This window comes from Thermococcus profundus, assembly GCF_002214585.1.
GTDB lineage: Archaea > Methanobacteriota_B > Thermococci > Thermococcales > Thermococcaceae > Thermococcus > Thermococcus profundus.
In genome coordinates this window covers 875,271-898,745 of sequence record NZ_CP014862.1, presented here as the reverse complement: position 1 = coordinate 898,745, position 23,475 = coordinate 875,271, and the positions used below count along the sequence as shown (strand labels likewise).

Annotated in this window: 30 protein-coding genes and 1 tRNA gene; 13 read left to right on the top strand and 18 right to left on the bottom strand. The window is 53.4% G+C overall.

What is annotated here, in order from left to right:
* Nucleotides 1-44: 44 nt before the first annotated feature.
* Complete coding sequence (gene cas4 / locus A3L09_RS05020; protein ID WP_088857918.1) at nt 45-683, bottom strand: CRISPR-associated protein Cas4; 639 nt, start codon at nt 681-683, stop codon at nt 45-47.
* A gap of 165 nt (nt 684-848) precedes the next feature.
* Nucleotides 849-1,193: a PIN domain-containing protein gene (locus A3L09_RS05015; RefSeq protein ID WP_088858987.1), complete on the bottom strand. Its 345-nt coding sequence runs from the start codon at nt 1,191-1,193 to the stop codon at nt 849-851.
* Nucleotides 1,194-1,322: 129 nt separating this feature from the next.
* On the opposite strand from A3L09_RS05015, the gene taw2 reads away from it, so the two are divergent.
* From taw2 to A3L09_RS04995, 4 genes are all read left to right on the top strand, one after another.
* Nucleotides 1,323-2,165: a tRNA(Phe) (4-demethylwyosine(37)-C(7)) aminocarboxypropyltransferase Taw2 gene (gene taw2, locus A3L09_RS05010; protein WP_088857917.1), complete on the top strand. Its 843-nt coding sequence runs from the start codon at nt 1,323-1,325 to the stop codon at nt 2,163-2,165.
* A gap of 47 nt (nt 2,166-2,212) precedes the next feature.
* Nucleotides 2,213-2,290, top strand: a tRNA-Lys gene (locus A3L09_RS05005).
* Between the two features lie 273 nt (nt 2,291-2,563).
* On the top strand, nt 2,564-3,817 hold the full coding sequence (locus A3L09_RS05000) for an aminotransferase-like domain-containing protein (RefSeq protein ID WP_088858986.1): 1,254 nt from the start codon (nt 2,564-2,566) through the stop codon (nt 3,815-3,817).
* A 52-nt stretch (nt 3,818-3,869) separates the two neighbouring features.
* The gene (locus tag A3L09_RS04995) at nt 3,870-4,658 is read left to right on the top strand and encodes a gamma-glutamyl-gamma-aminobutyrate hydrolase family protein (RefSeq protein ID WP_232473584.1); all 789 of its coding nucleotides are present in this window, start codon (nt 3,870-3,872) and stop codon (nt 4,656-4,658) included.
* On the opposite strand, the gene A3L09_RS04990 is transcribed toward A3L09_RS04995, so the two are convergent.
* Nucleotides 4,641-5,480, bottom strand: coding sequence for an SPL family radical SAM protein (locus A3L09_RS04990; protein ID WP_088857915.1), 840 nt, complete (start codon nt 5,478-5,480; stop codon nt 4,641-4,643). The genes A3L09_RS04995 and A3L09_RS04990 overlap by 18 nt on opposite strands.
* Nucleotides 5,481-5,539: 59 nt before the next feature.
* Between A3L09_RS04990 and A3L09_RS04985 the strand changes: the two genes are divergently transcribed.
* The 5 genes from A3L09_RS04985 to A3L09_RS04965 all read left to right on the top strand — a co-directional run bounded on the left by A3L09_RS04985 (nt 5,540) and on the right by A3L09_RS04965 (nt 9,092).
* On the top strand, nt 5,540-5,959 hold the full coding sequence (locus A3L09_RS04985; protein ID WP_088857914.1) for an OsmC family protein: 420 nt from the start codon (nt 5,540-5,542) through the stop codon (nt 5,957-5,959).
* A 39-nt stretch (nt 5,960-5,998) separates the two neighbouring features.
* The gene (snatA, locus tag A3L09_RS04980) at nt 5,999-6,640 is read left to right on the top strand and encodes a neutral amino acid NAAT transporter SnatA (protein WP_088857913.1); all 642 of its coding nucleotides are present in this window, start codon (nt 5,999-6,001) and stop codon (nt 6,638-6,640) included.
* 303 nt (nt 6,641-6,943) lie between these two features.
* Nucleotides 6,944-7,801 (top strand): hypothetical protein, encoded by an 858-nt coding sequence (locus tag A3L09_RS04975; RefSeq protein ID WP_088857912.1) that lies wholly within the window; start codon nt 6,944-6,946, stop codon nt 7,799-7,801.
* Nucleotides 7,802-7,818: 17 nt separating this feature from the next.
* Nucleotides 7,819-8,745, top strand: a complete 927-nt coding sequence (locus A3L09_RS04970) for a hypothetical protein (RefSeq protein ID WP_088857911.1) — start codon at nt 7,819-7,821, stop codon at nt 8,743-8,745.
* Nucleotides 8,746-8,810: 65 nt separating this feature from the next.
* A complete protein-coding gene (locus A3L09_RS04965) occupies nt 8,811-9,092 on the top strand; it encodes a family 4A encapsulin nanocompartment shell protein (protein ID WP_088857910.1) in 282 nt (93 codons plus the stop codon).
* Here the strand turns inward: A3L09_RS04965 and A3L09_RS04960 are convergent.
* The 10 genes from A3L09_RS04960 to A3L09_RS04915 all read right to left on the bottom strand — a co-directional run bounded on the left by A3L09_RS04960 (nt 9,085) and on the right by A3L09_RS04915 (nt 15,163).
* Complete coding sequence (locus tag A3L09_RS04960; RefSeq protein WP_088857909.1) at nt 9,085-10,002, bottom strand: triphosphoribosyl-dephospho-CoA synthase; 918 nt, start codon at nt 10,000-10,002, stop codon at nt 9,085-9,087. The two genes, A3L09_RS04965 and A3L09_RS04960, sit on opposite strands and share 8 nt — an antisense overlap.
* Nucleotides 10,003-10,239 carry a hypothetical protein gene (locus A3L09_RS04955; protein ID WP_088857908.1) on the bottom strand — a complete coding sequence of 79 codons (237 nt, stop codon included), beginning with the start codon at nt 10,237-10,239 and terminating at the stop codon, nt 10,003-10,005.
* Nucleotide 10,240: 1 nt separating this feature from the next.
* The gene (locus A3L09_RS04950) at nt 10,241-10,675 is read right to left on the bottom strand and encodes a PspC domain-containing protein (protein WP_088857907.1); all 435 of its coding nucleotides are present in this window, start codon (nt 10,673-10,675) and stop codon (nt 10,241-10,243) included.
* 32 nt (nt 10,676-10,707) lie between these two features.
* Complete coding sequence (locus A3L09_RS04945) at nt 10,708-11,466, bottom strand: class I SAM-dependent methyltransferase (RefSeq protein WP_088857906.1); 759 nt, start codon at nt 11,464-11,466, stop codon at nt 10,708-10,710.
* Nucleotides 11,467-11,525: 59 nt separating this feature from the next.
* Nucleotides 11,526-12,257 (bottom strand): SdpI family protein, encoded by a 732-nt coding sequence (locus tag A3L09_RS04940; protein WP_088857905.1) that lies wholly within the window; start codon nt 12,255-12,257, stop codon nt 11,526-11,528.
* 6 nt (nt 12,258-12,263) lie between these two features.
* On the bottom strand, nt 12,264-13,046 hold the full coding sequence (locus tag A3L09_RS04935) for an SdpI family protein (RefSeq protein ID WP_088857904.1): 783 nt from the start codon (nt 13,044-13,046) through the stop codon (nt 12,264-12,266).
* Nucleotides 13,043-13,402 (bottom strand): PadR family transcriptional regulator, encoded by a 360-nt coding sequence (locus tag A3L09_RS04930; RefSeq protein ID WP_088857903.1) that lies wholly within the window; start codon nt 13,400-13,402, stop codon nt 13,043-13,045. Before A3L09_RS04930 ends, A3L09_RS04935 begins: the two co-directional genes overlap by 4 nt.
* A 6-nt stretch (nt 13,403-13,408) precedes the next feature.
* Entirely contained in the window at nt 13,409-14,131 is a 723-nt protein-coding gene (locus A3L09_RS04925; protein ID WP_088857902.1) for a YhfC family glutamic-type intramembrane protease, read from the bottom strand.
* Nucleotides 14,132-14,133: 2 nt separating this feature from the next.
* On the bottom strand, nt 14,134-14,475 hold the full coding sequence (locus A3L09_RS04920) for a YbjQ family protein (protein ID WP_088857901.1): 342 nt from the start codon (nt 14,473-14,475) through the stop codon (nt 14,134-14,136).
* Nucleotides 14,476-14,572: 97 nt separating this feature from the next.
* Nucleotides 14,573-15,163, bottom strand: a complete 591-nt coding sequence (locus A3L09_RS04915; protein ID WP_088857900.1) for a YiiX/YebB-like N1pC/P60 family cysteine hydrolase — start codon at nt 15,161-15,163, stop codon at nt 14,573-14,575.
* Nucleotides 15,164-15,329: 166 nt separating this feature from the next.
* Here A3L09_RS04915 and dph2 point away from each other — a divergent pair, with 166 nt between their 5' ends.
* Nucleotides 15,330-16,355, top strand: a complete 1,026-nt coding sequence (gene dph2, locus A3L09_RS04910) for a diphthamide biosynthesis enzyme Dph2 (RefSeq protein ID WP_088857899.1) — start codon at nt 15,330-15,332, stop codon at nt 16,353-16,355.
* A 98-nt stretch (nt 16,356-16,453) separates the two neighbouring features.
* The gene (locus A3L09_RS04905; RefSeq protein WP_088857898.1) at nt 16,454-18,244 is read left to right on the top strand and encodes a hypothetical protein; all 1,791 of its coding nucleotides are present in this window, start codon (nt 16,454-16,456) and stop codon (nt 18,242-18,244) included.
* Here A3L09_RS04905 and A3L09_RS04900 read toward each other — a convergent pair.
* From A3L09_RS04900 to A3L09_RS04890, 3 genes are read right to left on the bottom strand one after another with little or no spacing between them, the layout of a single operon-like run.
* Complete coding sequence (locus A3L09_RS04900) at nt 18,225-18,479, bottom strand: hypothetical protein (protein WP_088857897.1); 255 nt, start codon at nt 18,477-18,479, stop codon at nt 18,225-18,227. The genes A3L09_RS04905 and A3L09_RS04900 overlap by 20 nt on opposite strands.
* Nucleotides 18,469-18,783: a NitrOD5 domain-containing protein gene (locus A3L09_RS04895; protein ID WP_088857896.1), complete on the bottom strand. Its 315-nt coding sequence runs from the start codon at nt 18,781-18,783 to the stop codon at nt 18,469-18,471. The genes A3L09_RS04900 and A3L09_RS04895 overlap by 11 nt, the downstream gene beginning before the upstream one ends.
* A complete protein-coding gene (locus A3L09_RS04890; protein ID WP_088857895.1) occupies nt 18,776-20,122 on the bottom strand; it encodes an ATPase domain-containing protein in 1,347 nt (448 codons plus the stop codon). Before A3L09_RS04890 ends, A3L09_RS04895 begins: the two co-directional genes overlap by 8 nt.
* 76 nt (nt 20,123-20,198) lie before the next feature.
* Between A3L09_RS04890 and A3L09_RS04885 the strand changes: the two genes are divergently transcribed.
* Nucleotides 20,199-20,810: an METTL5 family protein gene (locus A3L09_RS04885; RefSeq protein ID WP_088858985.1), complete on the top strand. Its 612-nt coding sequence runs from the start codon at nt 20,199-20,201 to the stop codon at nt 20,808-20,810.
* 1 nt (nt 20,811) lies between these two features.
* Nucleotides 20,812-22,137, top strand: a complete 1,326-nt coding sequence (locus A3L09_RS04880) for an RsmB/NOP family class I SAM-dependent RNA methyltransferase (RefSeq protein WP_088857894.1) — start codon at nt 20,812-20,814, stop codon at nt 22,135-22,137.
* Between the two features lie 11 nt (nt 22,138-22,148).
* Here A3L09_RS04880 and A3L09_RS04875 read toward each other — a convergent pair whose 3' ends face one another.
* Entirely contained in the window at nt 22,149-22,598 is a 450-nt protein-coding gene (locus A3L09_RS04875; protein ID WP_232473583.1) for a hypothetical protein, read from the bottom strand.
* A gap of 284 nt (nt 22,599-22,882) precedes the next feature.
* Nucleotides 22,883-23,383: a deglycase PfpI gene (gene pfpI / locus A3L09_RS04870; protein WP_088857892.1), complete on the bottom strand. Its 501-nt coding sequence runs from the start codon at nt 23,381-23,383 to the stop codon at nt 22,883-22,885.
* Between the last annotated feature and the right edge of the window lie 92 nt (nt 23,384-23,475).

Here is a 23,475-nt window from a genome sequence, read left to right as displayed (position 1 = left end):
AACCACAGAGATTAGGCTGACCTTTGAGGTTGCAATTCACAGACTCATTCCTCGTCGGGATAGCACAGGTATCTATATGGGCAGAACTTGCACATGTAAGAGTACTGACCCTTTGGGGGCTTTTCCTTCTCGTACGCTTTTTTCACGTTGTAGAAGTGCCTCAACGTCTCCCTGAAGAGGTGTTTGTCGTAGGGAACCTCAAAGACCCTGAAGTTCGGCCCTCTGACCACTGGGAAGTCCGAGAAGTCGAGCTTTCCTATGATCTTCATAGGCTCGTCGTGGAGCTTGATGTAGTAGAGGTAGCCGTACTCTGCCTCTGCCCACCGGAGGTAGATGTTGAGCTGGGCCATGTGGTAGTCGTAGGGGGTCTTTGGAAGGCTGGTCTTCCCCTTTATTTCTATCGGGAAATCCCTAAACGCATCGATTCTGCCGTGGATCTCAAACCCCAGCTTGTTGGAGCGCAGGACGAGGTGCTTCTCAAGTTCGAAGCCGAAGCGCTTCTGCAGGATCTCCCCGAGAACGCTGTGGGTGTTTATCCCCTGGTTCAGGCGAACCCTGACAAACTCCGGCCACCTTTCGGGGTATCCCATGAGGCGGAAGTATATCCTCCGCGGGCAGGTTAAGGCCTCGCTCGCGTAGAACTCAATGAAGCCATCGTCCCCATTGCTTCCGTTGCCGCTCATGTCACTCCCTCCAGATGGGGGGCGGGTCATCGGCCCGCGAACCTCGCCGCCCCGGCGTCAGCTAATACCGACGTCATCACAAATCAGACTGGGCAAGGGTCGTCATCCGCAGAGGGGGTAAAAGAAGGAACTTAAAACCCTTTGCCCCGAAAAAAGAACTCCCCCTCATGCCCTTATTCGAGGCTTTCCGGCCTTCCTCAGGGAGTAGCTGAGGCCGTAGGCCGGCCAAAGGCTTGGGGGCTGTTCGTAGTGGTGGAGGTTCCTGAGTATCTTCTCTGCAGTATTCCTGTCCTTTGCCTTGACAATGAGCTTGCCGTGGGACAGCTCGACCTCGCCGTCAGGAAGCCTGACGTAGATGTTATTTCCCTCGATCTCGGGCCTTGCCCTGAGGAGGAGCCTGCGGTATTCCTCGTACGCTCTGGAACTCAACTCCTGTTCAAGAAGGAACTCCTCCTTCCTTCCTTTAAATATCCGGGAGAACCAGCTACTACTTGAAGGGTCTTCGTCCATACGCTTCATCGACCTCCGGTCGACACCTTTCTCGGCTATAGTTTGGTCTTTCGCCTTTTAAAGCTTTTTCCTCGTTTTTTGACGAAATGACGGAAAAGGCTAATAAAGCCTTCCCCCAACGGATCATCGATGGCAAAGAGAACACAGCTCATAAAGCCGCGTATAAGGGAGATCCTCTCCCACGAGCTCCCCCCTGAGTTAGTGAATACGCTCCCCAAACACTGGGTCCAGATAGGAGAAGTTTTGATCCTGCCGCTCCGCCCGGAGCTTGAAGCGTACAAGCACCGCATAGCGGAGGTCTACGCTCGGGTCATCGGCGCCAAGACCGTCCTGAGGAAGGGCCGCATCGGCGGCGAGTTCCGCGAGACCAACTACGAGGTTCTCTACGGGAGCGACACGGTAACTGTCCACGTGGAGAACGGGATAAAATACAAGCTCGACGTGGCAAAGATCATGTTCTCCCCGGCCAACGTCAAGGAGAGGGTCAGAATGGCCGAGGTGGCAAAGCCGGGGGAGCTGGTTGTGGACATGTTCGCGGGGGTAGGGCACCTCAGCCTCCCCATGGCAGTCCACAAGGGGGCGAGGGTTATAGCGATAGAGAAGAGCCCATACACTTTCAGCTTTCTCGTGGAGAACATAGAGCTTAACGGGGTATGGGACAGGATGACGGCCTACAACATGGACAACAGGGACTTTCCAGGTGAGAACATCGCCGACAGGGTTCTCATGGGGTACGTGGTGACAACCCACGAATTCATTCCAAAGGCCCTCAGCATAGCGAAGGACGAAGCTGTAATCCACTACCACAACACCGTTCCCGAGAGGCTCATGCCAAAGGAGCCCTTCGAGACGTTCCAGAGGATAGCGAAGGAGCACGGCTACGAGACGGAAAAGCTCAACGAGCTGATCATCAAGCGCTACGCTCCAGGAGTTTGGCACGTTGTAGTTGATGTCAGGGTTTACAAGCGGTGAGAGGGGTAAAGCTTATAAAAGCTCAGCCTTTATCAATCCGCGGGTCTGGGCCGGTAGCTCAGCCTGGTTAGAGCGCGGGGCTTTTAACCCCGTGGCCGCGGGTTCGAATCCCGTCCGGCCCGCCACAGAACTTCTTCTGCCGTGATCTTGTCTAAAAGTATCTGAATCCGCTTCCATGCCAAGTCCAAAAACCTCCGTTAGAGTGCTGTTCTGCATATTCAACCACCAAAAGCGTCATGAATGCACATGAAGTTTATCCAGGGTTTTTCTTTACAAATAGAAAAAGATCGGTCCGGTTTTAAAGAAAAGTTTATAACCACTGCCCCCAATCTACTCATGTACAGTTCAGTACTGATGAATTGAAATGATCATCGGGAGGGAGGAACGTGGAGAAAAAAATGAAAAAACTTGAGAAGAAGCTCTCCGCCGAGCCCATAAACTTCGACTCGTTCTTCTCGGAGAAGGCAATGCTGATGAAGGCCTCCGAAGTGAGGGAACTCCTCAAGCTTGTCGAGACGAGCGATGTTATAAGTTTAGCCGGGGGTCTGCCCGCCCCTGAGACCTTTCCCGTGGAGACCATAAAGAAGATCGCCGTGGAAGTTCTTGAGGAACATGCCGACAAGGCCCTTCAGTACGGGACAACCAAGGGCTTCACACCCCTGCGCCTTGCCCTCGCAAGGTGGATGGAGAAGAGATACGATATCCCAATGAGCAAAGTCGAAATAATGACCGTTGCCGGCTCCCAGCAGGCGCTCGACCTCATAGGAAGGGTCTTCCTCAACCCCGGCGACCCCATAGTCGTCGAGGCCCCAACTTACCTGGCCGCGATCCAGGCCTTCAAGTACTACGACCCCGAGTTCATATCGATCCCTCTCGACGACAAGGGCATGCGGGTTGACCTGCTGGAGGAGAAGCTTGAAGAGCTAAGGAAGCAGGGAAAGAGGGTTAAGATTGTCTACACCGTCTCGACCTTCCAGAACCCCGCGGGAGTAACGATGAGCGTTGACCGGAGGAAAAAGCTCCTTGAGCTTGCCAACGAGTACGACTTCCTGATCGTTGAGGACGGGCCCTACAGCGAACTCCGCTACTCCGGGGAGCCAACCCCGCCGATAAAGCACTTCGACGACTACGGGCGCGTCATCTACCTCGGCACGTTCTCCAAGATACTGGCCCCCGGCTTCAGGATCGGCTGGGTGGCGGCCCACCCGCACCTCATAAGGAAGATGGAGATAGCCAAGCAGAGCATCGACCTCTGCACTAACACCTTTGGGCAGGCAATAGCCTGGAAGTACGTCGAGAACGGCTACCTCGATGAGCACATACCGAAGATAATCGAGTTCTACAAGCCGCGCAGGGACGCCATGCTTGAGGCCCTCGAGGAGTACATGCCCGAGGGAGTCGAATGGACGAAGCCCGAGGGCGGAATGTTCGTCTGGGTGACACTGCCAGAGGGAATCGACACCAAGCTCATGATGGAGAGGGCCGTCGCAAAGGGAGTGGCCTACGTCCCGGGAGAGGCGTTCTTCGTCCACAGGGACAAGAAGAACACCATGAGGCTCAACTTCACCTATGTTCCCGAGGAGACGATAAGGGAAGGCGTCAGAAGGCTCGCGGAGACGATCAAGGAAGAGATGAAGAGGGTCAAGGGCTGAGCCCTTTTAAACCTTCCAGAACCTTTTTATAATTTTCCGGGGACTTCCTCTGGTGGTGATTGTGAAGCCCCTGATTGCAATCATAGTTGGGAATGAAAGGAATATAAATTCTGAGTGGCTCCTGCGGCACTTCTCAGTGGTGAGCGAAGCTGGCGGCATTCCCGCGGCCTTTTTGAGCAGGGGGGATCCATCAAACGTTACCGCGATAGCGGACGGAATACTGCTGATAGAGGGTCCCGACGTTCACCCCTACTTCTACGGCGAGGACCCATCCCCCTACATGAGAAGTGTGAACTATGAGAGGGACAAGTTTGAGATAGAGCTTTTCAAAAGGGCCCTCAAGATGGACATCCCGGTTCTTGGAGTGGGCAGGGGAATGCAGATAATGAACGTCGCTATGAACGGCACCCTCTATCAGGATCTCGAAAAGGAGATCCCAAAGGCGATCAAGCACAGCTGGGATCCTAGGGAGACCGATCCATCCCAGCGGCTCCACAGCATAAGGATGAAGACCGCCTCGAAGCTCTACGATATTCTCAAGGATCGGCTCGATGTGGCAAGCACCAACGAGATCTTCATCCACGTCAACAGCTTCCACCACCAGGGCATTAAACGGGTCGGCGAAGGCTTCAGGTCGGTTGCGTTCTCGATAGACGGCATAGCCGAGGCCATTGAGATGAAGGACGGCTTCTACATCGGCGTTCAGTGGAACCCCCAGTTCCTCCCCGAAATGAGGTCCCTCTACGAGGGCTTCGTTAAAGCCGCCCACGAAAGTCAACTCAGGAGGATCCAGAGGGAGCAGATAGAGGCCGAAGCAGAAAACTCAGGGAACGAGGTGTGAACCGTCGCAACTTGGAAAGGAGCGGTAGCCCTCCCTGCACGAGCCGAAGGTTATCCCCTTCTCCAGGATTTTTTCCTCGGCCTCCCTCAGTATTTTGAGCCTGAACTCGCGCGGCAGGTAGTAGTAACCCCCAATGCGCTCTCCTTTCTCGTAGAGCGGCCACAGCTTCTCCATCAGCCCCGGGAACTTGGCGAACATCCTCCTCTTTGAGTCAGGGCGGAGCTTGAGGGTTGAAACGGTTATGTGGCTAACGAAGGAGAGCGCATCGAGGGTCTCATCAAAGTCCTCCCACGTGTAGAACGGGATTATCGGGTCTATGCGGGCGTAAACCGGAATTCCGGCTTCCTTAGCCTTTTTAAGCGCGCGGATCCTGTCCTTGGGTGAGGGGGCGTTCGGCTCCAGAAGTCTGGCCTTCCGCTCATCGACGGTTGTCACCGTTATCCCAACCGCACAGCGAAGCCCGCTCAGAATGTCCAGATCGCGCTCAAAAATGTCGGACTTCGTGAGGAGAAGGCACCTAACGTCGTACCTCCTGAAAAGCTCCAGCACCTTTCGCGTTATCCCCAGTTCGCGCTCTATGGTCGGATAAGGATCCGAGGAATATGAGAGGGCTATAATGTAGCGCTTATCGAACTTCCTCAGCTCCCTCTCAAGCTTAGGCAGGAGCCCCTCCTTAATCCTCACGCGGAAGGCGTTGGGAATGTAGCCCGTTATGTAGCAGTAGACGCAGGCGTGGTCGCAACCGGTGTAAACGTTCAGCGTGTACTTGAACGGGCATGTGCAGAGCTTCGCCTTCCAGGGATCGAACGGTCTTATGTACATCACCATCGGTTTGGGAAAGGACTTTAAATCCCTTCCCAGAGAGGGGAGCGGTGGTGCTCATGTCGGAACCCGTTAGGGGAAAGGTCGAGTGGTTTAAGGATTACCAGTTTATAGGAAGGATAGCCGACGATAAGTGCTCGGTGATACTCGGGGAGGGCGGGATAAGCCCCATGAAGCTCCTCCTCCTGAGCGTCGCGGGCTGTACTGCCTACGACGTCGTAATGATACTTCAAAAGATGAGGGAGCCGATAGAGGGCCTTGAAGTCGAGATAAGCGGCGAGAGGAGGGAAGAGCACCCGAGGATTTACAAGAAGGTGCACCTCCACTACAGGGTATACGGTAACGTGAAGGAGGAGAAGGTCAAGCGCGCGATAGAGCTGAGCCAGGACAAGTACTGCTCCGCCTCGGCCCACGTTAAGCTCAGCGGGGCCGAGCTGACGTACTCCTTTGAGATACTTCCGGAAAAGGGGAGGGATTAACTTTTTAACCCCCTCCCATCTGGCCCCTACGGTGATGGTGTGATAGAGCTGCTCAAGTATTTTGTGCTCCTGTACGGCGGGCTGTTCGCGATAACCAACCCCGTGGGAGCCGTTCCAGTGTTTCTGAGCGTTACCCACGATCTCGGCCTCCGAGAAAGGCGCGAAATAGCCACGAAGACGTCACTGACAGTCATCATCACGCTGGTTACCTTTGCCCTTATCGGCGAGTGGATATTCAAGTTCTTTGGTTCCAGCGTTGACGCCTTCGCCATAGCCGGTGGAATCCTTCTCTTCAAGATGGCCATGGAGATGCTCTCGGGAAAGCTTTCAACGGTTAAGATAAGCAGCGAGGAGACGGAGGAGTTCAGCGAGGAGGTAGTTACCCTGGAGGAAGTCGCGATAATCCCGCTCGCTATACCTCTGATTTCCGGACCGGGCGCGATAACCACAGTTATGATTTACATGGCCAAAAGCGGAGGTCTGGCAGAAAAGGCCACGGTGATAGGGAGCATAGTGGCAATAGGACTTACCGTGTGGCTGATCCTCTGCTCCTCGAACAGGATACAGAAGAGGCTCGGAAGGGTCGGCATCAAGGTCATGACGAGGATGATGGGTCTCATACTGACCTCTATGGCGGTTCAGATGATAATCAACGGCATCAAGGGGGCCTTCGGGCTCTGATCCCTTCTTTTCCGATCAGCCTGAACATCCGAGTTCAAAATTAATGGACAACTTTTCATGGTCGATTTTGGTTTAATCCGTTTTTGTCCGGTTATCACTTCGAATGTGAAGAAACCCTTAAATAAGATGAAGTTCAACTCCACAGTGCAGTCACCACCGGAGGTGCGGAGTGTGAAGGGGAAACCAACGATTGCCCTGTTTCTTGGACTCCTCCTGTTGGGGGGGGGTCGTGATACCGGCACCGGCTAAGGGGAGTGGTGAGAAAGTTATCCTAATATCGCCGGATTTCGGGAGGCGATCCGTGTGAAAGGCGTTCGGTGGATCCTAATCCTGCTGGTTCTTCTGGTGGTCGCGGGAATTGCAGTGAGCCAGGATTCTACAAAAAATGGAAACATCACGGATCAAAGTTGCCCCTCTGGAGCGCCTCCCGATGCCCTCAACTCCTTCGGCTCCCTGGCAGTTGCCGAGAGGCTTGATGGACACTGGACAAGGTTTACAGAGGGGATCTCCCTCATTCCCAGGGTTGATTTCAAAGCATCCCAGAGCTACGGCAGGTTATACCTTAGAAACTGGACGTCCGAGCTGAACCTCACACCCCCCTGCTACGTCCAGGGCGGCGAGGGCGTGTTTGAGGCAAACTCCACGGCCAAGGCGTTCTACAATGCCCTGCTCTGCACGTCCAACTCCTCCGAGACTAGCCTGATGAACTCCCCGTGCAACGGGAGGGAGAGCCTCCGCGAAAGGGCGGAGCTTCCGGCGGGCAGGGTTTACCTGGCAATGTACGTCGTGCCCACAGGGAACGCCTCGTGGGACAGGTGGGATCACGTCTACTGCTCCAATGTGGTGGATTTCCTTTCGGTCTGCGGCCATCCAGAGAAGTGGGTCAAGAACTTTACGTTGCCGTGCCACTGCGGCGTTGAATCCGTGCTCTCGGACCTGAAGGGCCGGATCGAGAAGGCGGGATTTAAGCAGATCTCCTCCGCGAGGGTCGACGGAAACAGTGTGTTTTCCGAGGTTCATCGGCTCACATACAGGGGATCCAAAGGATACCTGTACCTTGAAGTGGCCGGCATAAACGGCATGGACGCCGCGAGGGTTCTCATGGTCATGGGCGATGAGAACGTCGTGAAAGCCGTTTCAGAGCTGTTTCTTTCCAGCTAAGTTTGGAGGTGATCCACATGAAAAAATCCCAAATCCTGGCGGCTCTCCTCGTCCTCGCCCTCCTCTCGGGGGTGGCGGCCCTCCACTTTAAAGGGGGGAGCGAGAAGGGCACCGCAATGGAGAACCAGCCTTCCTCTGGAGACGATTCCCAGAATTTGAATTCAACTGAAGTGGAGAAGCCAAAATCCCCCTCCTGCACTTTAATATCAAACACGAGCTTTGAGCTGGCCAATGCGGGTGGAGGCGCGATGATATTCAACGCCACCAGCGGAAAATCGTTGTTCTTCATGGGGATGGAGCTCACCCCCGAGGTTCATCTCTTGGAGGGGAAGAGCTACGGAAAGGCGTTCTCCAAGGACTGGCCCAAAGAACTGGGTATAAAGCCTCCGTGTGCGCTTACCGGCGAGTGGGAGGTTTTTGTCTCCAACAGAACATCGACGGCCAGATTTAGTTACACTATCCGGGGTAAGAGCGTCCTTGGCCAGTTTAGGGACTTCCCGGCCGGCAAGATTTACCTGGCTCAATATATGATCCCAATTCAAAACGGGAGCTGGAAGATCATGGAGAACATCATAACCATAAACGAGAGTGATTTTCTGAAGACAGGAGGAATGATACCCAGGATGAGGGGCCTCAACGCGACGTGCTCATGCAATCCAGAGGAGTTCGCTCAGGCCTTTCAGCGCTCCATTGAGGAGTCTGGTTTTGAAAGGGTCAAGAACTGGTGGGAGCCCCGTGAGAACGAGGACTTTAAGCCCGTGATGATTGCGCTTTACAGGAAGGATGAGCAGTACCTCTACGTCGAGGTCGCTGAGGTCAAGAACACCGGTCTGCTGAGGGTCTTCATGGCCATGGGTAACGAGGAACTGACCAAGGCCGCGGCGGAGATTTTCTCGGCAACGGCCCTAAAAGAGCCGCTGGCTGTACACGAACTCCATGGCTAACAAGGTAATCCTCGGGCTGAGCAAGGCTTTTTAACCTCCTCCCCCTATTTTTCCCGGTGTTGAAAATGCGCGGCGACCTGATAAGGGTTCTCAGCGGGATCGAGGAGAAAGCCAACGAGCTCAAGCTCGACGGCTACGAGCCGGACGTCGTTCTCATGGGCGTTGAGGCCTACGAGTTCGTGAAGGAGCAGGTGAGGGAAGAGTTCGGCGGCGATGAGGAGCTCCTGGAGCTCTCGGGGCTTAAAGTGAGACTTCTGGAGGAGCTCGGAGGGGACGCGGTCGTCATAGACAGCAGCGCCATTGGCTTGGGCCTGGGCGGGGCGAAGAGGCTCACCGTGATCAAATGACGCCGAAGACTTTTCCTCCTCTCATTTCCACCCTCAGACCGGAAAGGGCAAGGAGGCTCAGCGAAACCGCCGTTATGTCCGCCAGACTTCCGGGGTTTCTGAGGTCCCCTTTTTCACGAAGGAACGTATCCAGCTCCTCAACGGTCATATCGCCGGTGAGCACTTTTCTCGCGGCATCCTTAACCCTCTCCGCCTCTTCAGCCCCGGCTTTTCTCAGTATCAGGGTGTCTGTCTCCTCAGCCATGAGCTCGATGAACCCCATCACCACTGCCTCCTCAAGGGGAAACTCCTTCAACAGCTCGACAAGCCTGTCGGCGGTTTGGTAGCTCAGCCCGTAGGAGTTGACCCACTCGCAGAATATCAGCTCTCTCTCGCAACTCATCTCCGCCAGGGCCCAGAGGTCGATCCCGTCGCGGAAGAGCTCCCTGAACGAGTCGTCTGAATACACGTCGTACTTGACCCCGCTTGGAATGCCCTTTGGATTGGCTATCCTTATCGCCCTGTAAAGCTCCATCGTATCCCTGACCGTGGATTCCCTGAGGAGCATTGCCGCTTTTTCAGGTCCCTCCATTATGTTCCTGGCCATTGCGAGGCCCATCATCAGCGGTATGGAGAGCGTTATTACTCCGAAGTTTGGGTTCGCGTCCTGGGCCTTCCTGGACTCGGAAACGGCCCTCTTGATCAGCTCTCCTATGCCTGCTTCGTTCGGCTCGATGATTCCCTTCCTGACGAGCTCCCCGGTTTTGATTGCCTCGTAGTACACAGGCAAAACTGAAGTGTTGCCGAAGAGGAAGTGGTACAGGCTGAGATCCTCGAAGTCGGCGAAGCGGTTCACATTGCCGGGCTTGGGGATAGCAGCCTCAAGCATGGGACCCAGAGTGAAAGCCTTAACGATCCTCCAGCGCTCCATTCACACCACCAGGTAGAGCAGCAGGTAGATGATGTAGAGCGTCAAAACGGCCTTCCTGAGGGCCCTTTCAGTTATCATGTAAAGCCCCGCGGCTATGAACGTTATTCCCCAGAAATATTCTTTGATCTCGTATCGGTACGGCTCCAGAAGGTTTCTAAGCTCCATCCCAAGGGCAGAGTGCCTAAGAAGGAGAAGGAGCCCGAGGAGGACGAGGAGGGCCCCAAGCCTCTTCCCCATTTCAGTCACCCCTGAAAAGGAGGATTATCCCAAGCAGTATCAGGAGGATCGCCAGCAGGTTTGTCCCGACTGGTGTGCGGAATATGAAGAGCGCCGGCAGTGCGAAAACCGCAAGGTACATGGCACCTATTAGGATGAGAACGATCGCCACGATTTTTATGATCTCACTTCCTTCCTCACCCGAGACTACTTTTTCCGCCTCCCTCATGATGTCGTTGAGCCTCTCCTCAACGGGTTTTTCATTCTCCCCCTCTTCGGGCACGACGATGGCAGCAAGGAGGTAGAGTATCACCATCGTGACCGGGTTGAAAACGAGGAGTATCACAAACACCAGCCTGACCAGTGTTGGGTCTACGTTTAGATACTCCGCGAGGCCGCCTAGAACCCCCAGGAACATGCGGTCTCTCTTTGAGCGCACGAGCCTCTTCTCCCCCATGTACTCACCTGTGGGGTAATCTCCGCGAGAGTTTATAAGCTTTCCTTCGGCTCCTCAAAGACCAAGACGTGCCCTACGTTTGAGAAGCCGTGCTCTGAGGGGAGTATCATGCGGTATTCCCTGAAGAAGATGCTTCCAATGGCGAGCTGGGTTGCTAAATCCCAGTGGTGGTAGTCGAAAGTCCCCACCTTTTTGAAGCCCGGGAGCAGGTAGTAGCCCCTCCTGAACGTGCCCCTCCTGATGTCGTAGCCCTCGTGAACAGAAGCGAGGGAGTAGTCCTCCTCCCTCTGCTCCACGAAGAACTCCTTGTATCCCACGAGGTAGAGGAAGCGGTAGACCCTGTCCGTGTCCTCGATCATGAAAATCCCGTCATCGCTCAGAACCGAGGCAACGCCGGAGAAAATCTTCACGGCATCGAAGGGGTCGAAGTGTATCATGCTGTTCCCGAAGAGGGTCGCTATGTCATGCTCCCCCACCAGCTCTGGAAGCTCCCGGATGTCCCCCTCAACCGTCTCGACGTCGACTTTTACCCCTCCAATTTCCAGCCACTCGCAGACCCTTCCGAGATCCTTCCTCCTGAGATCCACGAGGGTCAAGCGCTTGGCCTCTGTTGCCTTGGCGAGGGCCGCGCCGACTATCCCTGTCCCGGCGCAGAGGTCTAGAATTCGTCCACCCCTTGGTAAGTCCAGAGTTTTGAAGAACTCCACGAGCCCTTTGAACCTCCTTCTTGCCCCTTCGTTTTTCGGATCCATGTAGTTCCGGGCGTATTTGTAGAGCTCCTCAAGGGACATGGCATCACCACGAAAGAAAATTGGTGAAATTATTTAAAGATAACGGAAGATGGGCCCCGTTAGTAGTAGCCCTCCTCGTAGGCAGAGGTCAGCATGACGTAGGCCGCGTAGAAAATAACCAGCAGGAAAATCGGAAGTAGCAGTATTCCCAGAACGTCATCCTCAAAGCCCATCCATACGAGAAAGACTTCGAAGGTCATGAGTGCAGAGATCAGCGTAAGGGCCTTCGCAAAGCCGCGCGCCATTATTCCCGAGAACTTTGGGGTGAGCTGGAAGACGAGCGGCCGGGATGCGAGGAGCGTCAGGGCCACGAAGAGGGCCATCACTGAGCCGAGGACAAAGGTCATCCTCCTCGGGAGCTTTGGGGACATGAGAAGGAAGAGGAAAGCGAGGGCCAGCTGTGTTACCAAGTACTTCCCGAGCCTGGGCGGTTCTACCCTTTTCCCAGGTTTTTCTGGCGCTTCCCTGGAGATGTCCTCAAGCTCGTACTCGCGCCTGGCCACGACGTAGCCGATCGCAAGGACAACGGCGACTCCTCCGATGAGGAGGACGAACATGCCGTAGAGCGGCAGGAAGAACGAGGAGAGCATAAACAGCACACCAAGTACTATCAGACCGATTCCAGTCACCCTATTCGCCTTTTTCCTTGCTCGCTCACTGAGGTAGGTGTATCCAATTCTGAACCCTATCCCTGGTTCGCCCTTGGAGGTTGCGGTCAGTATGCCTCCTATCATGAAAGCCAGTCCAAGGAAAACGCCGTAGAGAACCCTGAGGATGAAGTACAGGTTCAAGTTGCCTCACCTCTTCCACAAAAGCCTGAAGATCATCCCAAATGTAACGGCCAGGAAAGCCCAGACCGAGTAACCTATCCACTCAGAGGAGACATAGCTTGCGTTGTAGAGCAGGAGCATGGCATCCAGGAAGACCAGCCCCAGGGCCATGACCGTCATAAGTTCCGCAAAGGCTTTCCATCCCCTTTCACTGAACTTCAGTTGAGGCACGAAAGCAGGCTCCCTGAGGAGGTATGTCATGACGAGAAAGAGAGGATAGACAACCAGCGGAAACAGAAGGACACCAACGGTCTTTGAGGCGAAGCTATCTGGTTTTCCTGAGGCGTTGAAGTGAATCGCGACTTTTTCCGGGAGTTTATCCCAGAGAAGGGCCAGGAGAATGAAATACGCGGCCAGTCCCAGGAGTTGGAGTGTCAGATATGGTTTAACACTGACCCGTATTCTCTCAGGCGGCTTTTCTGGGGCTTCTATTGAAAGCTCCTCCTCTTCGTAGGCCCTTTTGGCTATTCTGAAGCCCGCCACCATGAGTAAAATAACCCCCGCCAGCATAACCAGAGTGAAGACGGGAATCTCAACCCCCGCGAGTGCAAGCCCGAGCAGGAATATTGAGAAGACCGCCATAAAAAGTCCCGCGAATGCGTTGGTCTCCCTCCACGCCCTCTCGGACATGTAGGTGTAGCCCACTCTGAAGCCTATGAAGTAGTTCCGTTTGTTCCTGAAGGCGTAGGTCAGCAAACCTGCTGCCAGAAGGGTGAGTGAGATAAAAACTTCAAATGCCATTTCGTTCATTCCAATCCCCCCAGCTTCTCAAGAACAGACTCGATAACCCTTATTTCATCCCGCATCCGGGCAAGTACGTTTTTCCCCATCTCGGTGATGGAGTAGTACTTCCTAGGTCTTCCCCCAACTTCAGCCCAGCTGTCCTGGAGGAGGCCGAGCTTCTTGAGGCTCTTCAAGAGGTCGTACAGAGCGCCCTCACTCGGGACGAGTTCTCCACCGCTCAGCTCCTCCAGCCTTTTCCTTATCGCGTAGCCGTGGAGCTCCCCCTCCTTTTCGAGGATGGAAAGCACTAGGTAGGAGTATAGGCCGGAGCGAAGCTCCTTCCTGAGTTTCTTGAGTGCCTTTTCCTCACTCTTCCCGAGCAAGTTCGTTCACCATATCATCTTTTCCTCTTCCGGTTTCTCTATCCTGGCGAGTGGCAGCGTGTATGCAATTAAAACTATCGCTATTAGGCCGAATAAGGCCTCGAAGCCGGGGGCAAACTTCATGGCGAGCTTATCATTCTCGATGGAAAGGAGCTGGATGTAAGTGGCAAGTGAGTCCACGAAGCCGTGGAGAACCGCCATGGAGAGGAACCCCCATCTCCCAAAACCTTTCCTGGCAGCGTAAGCCAGGAAAACCGTTGTCCCGATGTGGAAGAGCACCGCAGAGTATCTTTCTATCAGCGAGAGGAGTGCTTGAATTAGCGGGACATTCAGCGTCCCTCCAACGGAGGCCACAGCGATTATGGGCGCAACTGTTACAAACACGACCTCAGTAATCCCGAAGCCGAGTCCCACGAAGAACGCCGTTCTGGTGCTCTTGTCCTTTACGAGGAAGTACTTAACGCCCTCCTGCACAAAGCCCGCAACGAGACCGACCCAGAGGGCGGTTCCAACGATGAAAACGGTACCCCTCGCGACTATATCCGCGTTTTTCTGGATTCCCATTCCTATTAGAGGGAGCTGCTGAACGGGGCTCTGCACCACCATCGCCAGGAGAAAAGCTGCCAGGCCGAGGAGGAAGTCACCCCACTGCGTTCTCTTGAAGCCGATGAAGTAAACCGTCGCCCAAGCGAGGAGCCCGCCAAGAACGGGAAAGGGCGGGAGGTACATGTTCACTCCTCCTTCTCGATCACTACCGCTGTTCCATAGGCATAAACTTCGGCAACGCTTGAACCGACGTTTGAAGTGGCAAAACGGACGTTCACGACCGCGTTGGCCCCGAGTTCTTTAGCGTGAAGCACCATCCTTTTCAGGGCCTCTTCCCTCGCCTCGGCCATCATCTGGGTGTACTCCTTAACCTCACCACCCTTGATGTTCCTCAGGACGGCCATTATGTCCCTCCCTATGTGGGTGGCCTTTACTATGCCTCCCCTGGCTATGCCCTTTACTTCCACAATGCGATAGCCGGGGATAGTTTCGGTCGTCACAACAGCGATCCCCTCGACGGTCTCCATACTAATCACCTCGATGCATCGAACTTCGAGGTATTGTTGGAGTGAAGGATATAAAAGCTTTTTGATCGGTTGTGGAAGAAAGGTAGAAGGGAGGGAATCAGGCAGAGTGGTAGTAGATCACGTAGGTGTCGTCATCGTCGTAAACTTCCTGGGGGGCAACGCCGTAGAGGTACTTCAAGTAGAATCCTGGGTGGTCGTCGATGTCCGGACCGCCGACCGCTTTGTAAGCCGCCCAGACGAGCTCGGAGCAGTAGTAGCTGTCGCCGTAGACCTGCTTGGTGTACCAGCCCCAGTCGTAGGGCTTTCCAAGCTGCTGGAGGGCGAAGTAGACTGCATTCTGCCTGACGTAGTCGTTGGTGTTGACGCGGAGAACCGCAAGGGTGTCGTACCTTCTCATGAAGTCCGAGAGGTAAACGAGCCTGACCGCACTGGGGTTGTCCCATGCCTCGACTACCACCCAATCATTGGCGTAGTAGTCGTAGTACGCTATCATTCCCGTGTGCGTCCAGTAGCCGGGGATTATGATGCTGCTAACGGGGTTGTGACCGATAACTATGTCCCCCGGTTTGAGACCGTAGGGATACGGATGGTAGTAGTTGCTTCCCCCCTTGCTTCCGGTGGCACCAACCGGCTGGAAAACAAGGGCAACCACGGCAAAAGCCAGTATCAGTCCTACCAACCGCTTCATTTCAGCCACCTCCAATAGATGTGCATCTTCTATGTACATTGATGCCTAATAAATGTTTTTGCTTACCACTATTAATCGTGGATGGTTAAAATATGTGCATAATTCCATCGTGCTTTTTTCCAAAGGTTTAAATCACCAAAATGTCCAGAGGGGTCGGGAGAGGAAGATGCACGAGATAGGAAGGGAAGAAGTTCTGAGAGTTTTGAGGGATCTGGGAGCAACGAAGGTTCTCATTCAAACTCCGGAGGGGCTCAAGAGGGAAGCTCAGGGACTTGCGGATTTTCTGGAGGAGAACAAAATAGAGGCCATAATAAGCGGCGATATAAACTACGGAGCCTGCGATCCAGCTGACGGCGAGGCGAAGAGGCTCGGGTGCGACGCGCTGATTCATCTTGGACACTCATACATGACCCTCCACCTTGAGGTTCCAACGATATTCGTACCCGCGTTTGCGAAGGTGGATGTTATCCCAGCCCTTGAGAAAAACCTCGATGAAATCAGAAAGCTCGGGAAGAGGATTGCCCTCGTCACAACTGCACAGCACATTCACCGGCTTGAACTGGCGAGGAAGTTTCTCGAAGAGAACGGCTTTGAAGTGCTCATCGGGAGGGGCGATTCAAGGGTGAGCTGGCCGGGGCAGGTTTTGGGATGCAACTTCAGCGCGGCTAAGGTTGACGCTGATGGGATTCTCTTCATCGGCGCCGGCTATTTTCACCCGATTGGCGTTGCGATGGCCGTTAAGAAGCCCACGCTCGCCGTTAACCCCTACTCGGGCGATGCAATCTGGCTGGACAAAGAGGCCGAGAGGCTCGTTAGAAAGCGCTGGGCGCAGATAGCGAAGGCTATGGACGCCCAAAGGTTCGGAGTAGTAACGAGCACGAAGAAGGGCCAGCTCCGGCTTGCCGAGGCCAGAAGGATAGTCAGGCTCCTCCGCGGACACGGAAAGTACGCCAGGCTGATAACCATGAACCACATAAACTATCCCGCACTAGAGGGGTTCGATTTTGACGCATACGTCGTCGTTGCCTGCCCACGCGTCCCAATAGATGACTACGAGAACTGGAGGAAGCCGGTGCTGACCCCGAGGGAAGTTGAAATCCTCCTAGGCCTCCGCGAAGACTACGAGTTCGACGAGATACTCGGCGTTGAAAGGGGGGAGGACGAGCCCCTTGGTGTGAGCCTGCATATATAGAGCAATGTTGGAACTTATCGTTGGAATTATCTTTTATTTTTATGACATCTAGAAATGGCAAAAAGCGTATAAGGTTTAACTTCGGACAGAATAGGGAAATGGAAGGGGAGCCCGGACCCCTCAAAGAGCACCTAGCTTCTTGGAGGATCGGGAAGGCTGCTGAATTAGTCCTGAGCAGCGATGATGCATTGCGCGCCCTTCTGTCCATCCTTCACGGGAAAGATAAGGAACTGAAAAAGGCCGCCCTTATAGCGCTGGAAGAGGCTCTAAAAGGGATGCCCGACGTAAGAAGGCTCGGACTGGTCAAAGTGTTGCTGGATACCCTAATCGACCTCGCAAAGGAGGGGGATGATGATCTCTTGATCCGCGCCCTCAGGACGATAAGGGCCCTGATTACAGGGATCCCCCTAGATCCCAGGAGCTTCGTAAAGCTCAATCACGCTCTCAAAGACCTCGTAAAGCAACGCGGGAATGAGGTTGTTCTCCTGGAGATCCCATCAATTTTGGAGAACGTCAGGGTAACCTCTTCCGATCCCAGGGTTTACGATGTAATATCCAGGCTTCTGCACTCCAGAAATCCAAGGTTGAAGGCAATGGGTTTGAGGCTCACTCTAAACACGAGCTCATACACCGGCGACTCTTCGCTGTTGAAGATGATTTTTTCAGAGATCAAGGATATGCTCACCGGGGAAGACATTGCCCTCACCGACTTCGCCCTCAACATCCTCCTCGAGGTATCGGACTGTCCCCTACAGGAAGAACTCGTGGACGAGGTTGCGGGCGTTCTGACCCTCGTGAAGAATCTGGCCATTGGGAGAAGGTCCGAGCTCAGGGAAAAGGCCAGAATTGTTGCGGAGAAGCTTGAGGATTCAATATACAGGTACTACAAAAACCAGCCAGAGGAAGCTAAGGAGAAGATACAGGAACTCCTGATAAACGAGAGGTTTTATGAGGCAATTGATCTTGCGCTGGCCGTGGGGGACACGTACGTCCTCAAATGGCTTGAGGGAGAGCTTGAAAGAATGGAGAAAGAGAGATTAAAAATAAACGAGAGAATACTGCCCGGGCCGAAATATCCTTCCCCACCGCCGGAAAGCAAAGCCCAGAAGACCCTAAACATGCCGGACCTCCACAAGTTCAGGGGCGGGAAGCTCGACCTTGAAAAGCTGACCAAAAACGCTGAAATATCGAAACAAATTCCCAGAATGCCCGATGAGGAAACAAGGAGAGAGCTGGAAGCTGTCCTAACCTCCGGAAAAACCAGCAAACTGGTGGATCTGGCGTTGAGAAAGCCCGAAGTGGTGTTTGAACTCGAAAGAAAGCTCGAAGAAGGGAGCAAGTTAGAGAAAATGGACGCCCTCTGGGCGCTCTCAAAGTTATCTGAGAAGCTCAAACCAAAAGCAGTCTTCATTCTGGAGCCGGTTGTGGCGAAGCTCTTCGAAGTGGCACATTCGACAAAAAACAGATGGATGAGATTAAGGGCCACTAGGACATTGGCAACGCTGGCTTTGAAGAGTAAAAGGAGGGACGAAATAGTCGGAAAGTTTCTGGATGGCTACCTTTCTAGAGAAAAGAGGAGGGCTATATCCGCGCTGGAGTTCTTCAGCTACTACTTCCTGGAAACGTGGGATGAGAAGACCGCCAGAATGGTTCTCCCCGGGCTGAGGAGGTTCCTCAAAGATGATAGGCTCAGGTTCGACGCGCTAATGGTACTTGAAGCCATTGTCACTTCCATTCCGGCCGAGAAAGCGAAACTTCTCAGGGACTATGTGCCCCTGCTCGAGCGGATCAAAAAGACGGCATTACCTGATGAGCAGAAGCTTGCGATAAGGATTTTGGAAGAGATGGCATCGAGGTTCAAGGTCCTCTTCAACCGCCGAGTAATTTGATGACCTCAATGGCGCTCTCCTTATCCTTGACTTTTATGTTGAGGCCTTCCTCATCGGCAAGCTTCTGAAGCATTGCCCTAGTCGGGAACTCTCCGAGAAAGGTCACAAGGGTGTGGTAAACATCTTCCGGATCCTTCCCCTTCTCTAAGCCTGAGATAGCCCCCTCGATGCTGTCCAGCATCAGGGACAGAAAAGAGTACTTCTCCTTAAGGGCTTTGACAATCTCATTCCCCATCCTCAACACCAGCAAACTCTTTTATAAGAGAGATCACGGTCTCCTTATCTCTCTTATCCGGCTTGAGGTGGAGCTCCATCAGGAGGTTGTAGAAGAACATCGCCGCGCCGAACTCTCCGAAGAGCTCCTCTATGGCACGGTAGAACTTTTTCGGGTCTTCACCAGCTATCTCAAGATCCGCGTTGTATCTAGCTTTTAGATACGCTTCAACCGTCGGAAGAAAATGGGGGCCGAGCTGGGTTAGGAGCTCCCTAGCTGTGGCAACTACGAGGGCCCTGTTAATCTCGGCATTCAGCTTACTCAATCCTTATCCCCCCTTCCCCAATGATAAAGTTTTTCAGCGTTGGGTCGTTCTTTGAGCGCCTCGCTTTGAGGACAAGGATGTGTCTTTTGAGAGACTCTCCGACTTTTTCAGGTACTTCATACGTGAGGAATATGAGGTTGTCCGAGAGTGTACTGAACCCCGTGGAGGTCAGCTGATAAGCACCCCCCGTGATGTACGTTAGTATGAACGTGATTCCCTTCTCCTTGGTGAGGAGCTGAAGGTAGCGAACTGCCTTTATGAACTCTTTTTTATCCATGTGAGTCTGCATTGCCGATAGGGAATCTATTACAAGAACATCAAAGCCCTCCTTTTCAACGAGCCCTTTTATCAGAGCGTAGTACTCTACAGGAGTTCTCCCCTCTGGGATCATTGAAACTATCTTAAAGTTCTCCTTGAGACCTAACTTTTCAAGGGTGTCCCTGAGGGCGGCCAGACTTTCCTCATAAGCAATGTAAAGGACTTTCTTGCCAGAGCTGGCGAGGTTCGATGCCAGATTGAGTGCCATGATAGTCTTTCCAGAACCTGTTGGGCCGGCTATGAGGGTGATGCTCCCCTCGTAAAGACCCCCACCGAGCAGCTCATCAAGGCCGGGGACCCCCGTATCCAAGCGGGAACGTAGAACCTCCGGCTCGGCAAATTCAAGCTCCGGGATGGCGAGAACTTCAAGACCGTCCTCCGTTATAACGTACTCGTAGGCAGAGCGCCTGAGCGGCCTGCCACGCATCTTGGGTATTGTGAGGTACCGTCGTATAACCTCGCCCATCCGCTCCATTTCAAGGACGATGACGCCATCAACGACGAACTCCTCAAGCCCAAAGCCGACCCTTCTCTCACCGTAGGGAATCTCGTCTATTAAGATAGCCAGCGAGTCCAATGCGTTCACTATTCGGCCGATTACAGAATGAAGGAAGGACCTCAGGTGAGCCTCTCCAAACATCTGACCAAAGACCGTAACAGAGTCAAAAACTATAATGTCCGGTTTGAACTCAACTATGTCGCTGATAAGGTACGCGATCATGCCCTCAAGTTCATCCCGCGGGACGGTGAGCATGTCATAGAACTTAAACAGGCCGGCTTCTTCCATTTTCGATAGATCGATCCCGCTCTGATGGGCGTTCCTGTAGAACTGCTTTTTTGTCTCCGCAAAGGAGACGTACACTCCTCTCAACCCTCTTCTCATGTTGTTGTAGAGGATGTGAACAGCTAAGTGAGTCTTTCCGCTTCCAGGATTTCCTGCGAGAAGAATTGTGGAACCTCTTGGAAACCCACCACTCAGAGCCCCGTCAAGACTGGGTATTCCCGTCGGTATCAAATTCATCTCTGTTCTCCCCTTCTACTGTGTATACACTAAAAATATAAATAAATTGCGATTAACAGCAGTTATGAATATGAAAATAAAGAAAAAGCACCTCGCAATGCTCCTTTCAAAGCTGAGAGGTTTTGAACGTCCTAGACCGGAACTGGAGCAGTACAGGACCCCCGGCGATGTGGCCGCGGAACTGCTGTGGTTAGCCTATTCTCTGGACGACGTTGAGGGGAAGATCGTCGCGGATTTGGGGGCTGGAACCGGAGTTTTAAGCATCGGCGCCGCATTGATAGGAGCCAAGAAAGTTTACGCCGTTGAAAAGGATGAAAAAGCCATTGAGGTAGCCCGGGAAAATGCTCGCTCGCTTGGGGTTGAGGATAAAATCGAGTTCATAAACGCGGACGTCTCCGAGTTCTCCAGGAAGGTGGATACGGTTATTATGAATCCTCCCTTCGGCAGTCAGAACCCCCATGCAGACAGGCCATTCCTACTTAAGGCCTTCGAGTTGGGCGATGCCGTTTACTCAATTCACCTTGCAAAACCGGAAGTGAGACGTTTCATAGAAGTCTTCACCCGGGACAATGGTTTTAAAATCACCCACCGCCTAACACTACCGTTCGAAATTCCAGCCCAGTTCCACTTCCACAGGAAGAGGATCGAGAGGATTTTGGTTGATATCTACCGCTTTGAGAGGGATTGAGATGGGGAAGCTCAAGCTCAGCGACAGACAGCTCTACGCGCTCATTGAGGCGGTCAAGCTCGGCGAGGAAGTAAAGCCGAGCCAGGGGGCCAAGAGAAAGGCCTTCGCGAAGTACAAAATCGATGGCTGGGAGAACTCCAAGCTGACGGGAATATTCTACTCAGTCCAAAGGCGCTTGGGCCTGATAGATGAAGTCATTGAAGAACTCGTCGGCGTTTCTCCTCTCATCCTCGATCCCTGGCTCAGGGCCGCTTTGAGGGTGGCTGTTGAGGTGGCAGTCTTCCGCGACCCTAACGGGAAGACCATCCAGCACCTCAAGGGAATCGCCCAGTTCCTCTCAAAGAGGACGCACCCCTACGCCGGGTATTACTACTACGACCTCCTTCCGAAGATTCTCGAATACGTTCCCGTGATAGACTCCGAAGAGAAACGGCTGAAGTGGGACTACCTCTTTCCCGAGTGGTTCATAGCGAGAATGCGCGCCCTTCTCGGGGAAGAGGCCGAAGAACTTCTCAAGGCACTAAACGAGACGCTCCCAACGAGCATAAGGGTGAACCGCCTGAAGGCGGACGTCGAAAAGGTGGAGGGCTACTTAAGGAAGAAGAGAGTCCGCTTCAAGAGAAGCGAGAGGGTTGAGACCGTAATCAGAATCCTCGATCCATTCAATCCCGAGTGGCTGTTTAACAAGGGCTGGGCCATAGCGCAGGAGGAAGCCGCGGCTGTCGCATCGCTAGTTCTCTCTCCGGAACCGGGTGAAACCGTGGTCGATTTGGCGGCGGCCCCCGGAGGAAAAACGGCCCACATGGCTGAACTCATGAACAACGAGGGAAAGATATACGCTTTCGACGTGGATAAAGCGAGAATAAAGCGCATGGACGAGGTTCTCAAAAGAGCGGATGTTGAAATCGCCGAAACAATCAAAGCCGACGGAAGGAAAGCCCCAGAGATCCTCGGGGAAGAGGTAGCGGACAGAGTGATGCTCGATGCCCCGTGCACCAGCGACGGAACGATAGCGAAGAACCCAGAGCTGAGGTGGCGTCTAAGGGAAAAGAACATTTCCAAAGTGATGGCCCTTCAGAGAGAGCTTATGGAAAGCGCCTGGAAGCTTTTAAAACCCAATGGAAGGCTCCTCTACTCCACCTGCTCGATGCTCCCAGAAGAGAACGAGGAGGTTGTGAAGTGGTTCCTTGGAAGGCATGGGGACGCAAAGCTGATTCCGCTTGATGGCCCCTACGATCCCGGCTTTCTCAAAGGGACGATGAGGGCATGGCCCCACAGGCACGGGACGATAGGCTTCTTCTACGCACTGATAGAAAAGGAAGGCTGATTTGAGCCCCCTTATTCAAGCGAGAGCGATGTTTCTGATTTTACTCCTGCTTCGGGGGTGAAGGGGGACTGCCACAGCCTTGGTGTGAACATTTCGAAGAGCAGTACCTTTGGCGTGGATTCGTAGAGGTCTATGTTGGCCAGCAGGGTGTTCTTTATATCCGAGTCCGTAAGGGCCATCACATCGGCTACGAACGGCTCCTTGAGGACTTCCATCAGCATGCTGAGCATTGGCCTGCCCGTTATCCTGCCGTTGGTTCTTAAAGAGCGGGCCTCACCCAGGAGAAGCTTCTCGTCGTCGAAGAGGAGATGGAAGTAGTAGTTTCCGCTCGATGAGAACACCCTTACGAGGGCCCCATCACCTATGCGCAGTGCCTCTTGGATGAGCAGGAAGAGATCCTCCGGTGATTTGCAGACAACGTTCTCATACATCCTGACTCCTTCCCAGGTCTTCATACTCATCACCTCCTTAGTTTACTGCGCTCTCATCCTATTTAAAGATTTTCCAAAATAGTTAACAAGATCTTGGATTTTTCATAAGATAAATGATTTTTAATTGGATTTTTTCCAATAAGTCGAGTGCATGTCTTCAGAATATTACAAAAATTTACCGAAAACCCACAAAATTGGAATATGTACAAGGAAGGTTTAAGGGAGCTGGCCCTTCGAAATGCACTGGTTGGTGCAAAATAACGGGCCATGATTTGAAAAATTTGCAAAAATTAGTAAAAAATACAAAAAAGACCTCAGCGAAGGAGCCTCACGAACTCCCTCATCCAAGCGTACAGGTCTCCTGGATGCCTTGAGCTGACCCAGTTTCCATCCACGACTACCTCTTCATCAACCCATTCCGCCCCGGCGTTCTTCACGTCGTCCCGTATGGCAGCGTAGCTTGTTCCCTTCCTGCCCCTGAGAACGCCGGCTGAGATGAGTATCTGCGGCCCGTGGCAGATGCTGGCGACGGGCTTTCCATCTTCGAACATCTTTTTGGCTATGCTCACTGCCTTCTCGTTCAGCCTAACCCTCTCGGGAGCCTTGCCACCTGGAAGAACGAGCGCATCGAACTCATCTGGATCGACCTCATCAAAGGAGAGCTGAGCTTCAACGGTGTAGCCATGCTTCCCTGTGATCTTCCCTCTCTTAAAGCTGGCCACGTAGACCTCGTGTCCCTCCTCCCTAAGGCGGTGGAGCGGGTATATCAGCTCAAGATCCTCGAACTCGTCGGCACTCAGAAACAGAATCTTCATGTCGAACACCCCCATAACGTTCAGACCAGTGTAGTCACGAAACCTAATTAAGCTTTCGGCCGCAAAACCCTTAAACTCAAAGCCGTTCATCG

Bases quoted from the DNA above. Each gene is read 5' to 3' on its own strand.
- cas4 (WP_088857918.1), bottom strand. From the start codon at position 683: ATGAGCGGCAACGGAAGCAATGGGGACGATGGCTTCATTGAGTTCTAC.
- A3L09_RS05015 (WP_088858987.1), bottom strand. From the start codon at position 1,193: ATGGACGAAGACCCTTCAAGTAGTAGCTGGTTCTCCCGGATATTTAAA.
- taw2 (WP_088857917.1), top strand. From the start codon at position 1,323: ATGGCAAAGAGAACACAGCTCATAAAGCCGCGTATAAGGGAGATCCTC.
- A3L09_RS05000 (WP_088858986.1), top strand. From the start codon at position 2,564: ATGAAAAAACTTGAGAAGAAGCTCTCCGCCGAGCCCATAAACTTCGAC.
- A3L09_RS04990 (WP_088857915.1), bottom strand. From the start codon at position 5,480: ATGTACATAAGACCGTTCGATCCCTGGAAGGCGAAGCTCTGCACATGC.
- A3L09_RS04985 (WP_088857914.1), top strand. From the start codon at position 5,540: ATGTCGGAACCCGTTAGGGGAAAGGTCGAGTGGTTTAAGGATTACCAG.
- A3L09_RS04970 (WP_088857911.1), top strand. From the start codon at position 7,819: ATGAAAAAATCCCAAATCCTGGCGGCTCTCCTCGTCCTCGCCCTCCTC.
- A3L09_RS04965 (WP_088857910.1), top strand. From the start codon at position 8,811: ATGCGCGGCGACCTGATAAGGGTTCTCAGCGGGATCGAGGAGAAAGCC.
- A3L09_RS04960 (WP_088857909.1), bottom strand. From the start codon at position 10,002: ATGGAGCGCTGGAGGATCGTTAAGGCTTTCACTCTGGGTCCCATGCTT.
- A3L09_RS04955 (WP_088857908.1), bottom strand. From the start codon at position 10,239: ATGGGGAAGAGGCTTGGGGCCCTCCTCGTCCTCCTCGGGCTCCTTCTC.
- A3L09_RS04950 (WP_088857907.1), bottom strand. From the start codon at position 10,675: ATGGGGGAGAAGAGGCTCGTGCGCTCAAAGAGAGACCGCATGTTCCTG.
- A3L09_RS04945 (WP_088857906.1), bottom strand. From the start codon at position 11,466: ATGTCCCTTGAGGAGCTCTACAAATACGCCCGGAACTACATGGATCCG.
- A3L09_RS04935 (WP_088857904.1), bottom strand. From the start codon at position 13,046: ATGAACGAAATGGCATTTGAAGTTTTTATCTCACTCACCCTTCTGGCA.
- A3L09_RS04925 (WP_088857902.1), bottom strand. From the start codon at position 14,131: ATGTACCTCCCGCCCTTTCCCGTTCTTGGCGGGCTCCTCGCTTGGGCG.
- A3L09_RS04920 (WP_088857901.1), bottom strand. From the start codon at position 14,475: ATGGAGACCGTCGAGGGGATCGCTGTTGTGACGACCGAAACTATCCCC.
- A3L09_RS04915 (WP_088857900.1), bottom strand. From the start codon at position 15,163: ATGAAGCGGTTGGTAGGACTGATACTGGCTTTTGCCGTGGTTGCCCTT.
- dph2 (WP_088857899.1), top strand. From the start codon at position 15,330: ATGCACGAGATAGGAAGGGAAGAAGTTCTGAGAGTTTTGAGGGATCTG.
- A3L09_RS04905 (WP_088857898.1), top strand. From the start codon at position 16,454: ATGGAAGGGGAGCCCGGACCCCTCAAAGAGCACCTAGCTTCTTGGAGG.
- A3L09_RS04900 (WP_088857897.1), bottom strand. From the start codon at position 18,479: ATGGGGAATGAGATTGTCAAAGCCCTTAAGGAGAAGTACTCTTTTCTG.
- A3L09_RS04890 (WP_088857895.1), bottom strand. From the start codon at position 20,122: ATGAATTTGATACCGACGGGAATACCCAGTCTTGACGGGGCTCTGAGT.
- A3L09_RS04880 (WP_088857894.1), top strand. From the start codon at position 20,812: ATGGGGAAGCTCAAGCTCAGCGACAGACAGCTCTACGCGCTCATTGAG.
- A3L09_RS04875 (WP_232473583.1), bottom strand. From the start codon at position 22,598: ATGAGTATGAAGACCTGGGAAGGAGTCAGGATGTATGAGAACGTTGTC.
- pfpI (WP_088857892.1), bottom strand. From the start codon at position 23,383: ATGAAGATTCTGTTTCTGAGTGCCGACGAGTTCGAGGATCTTGAGCTG.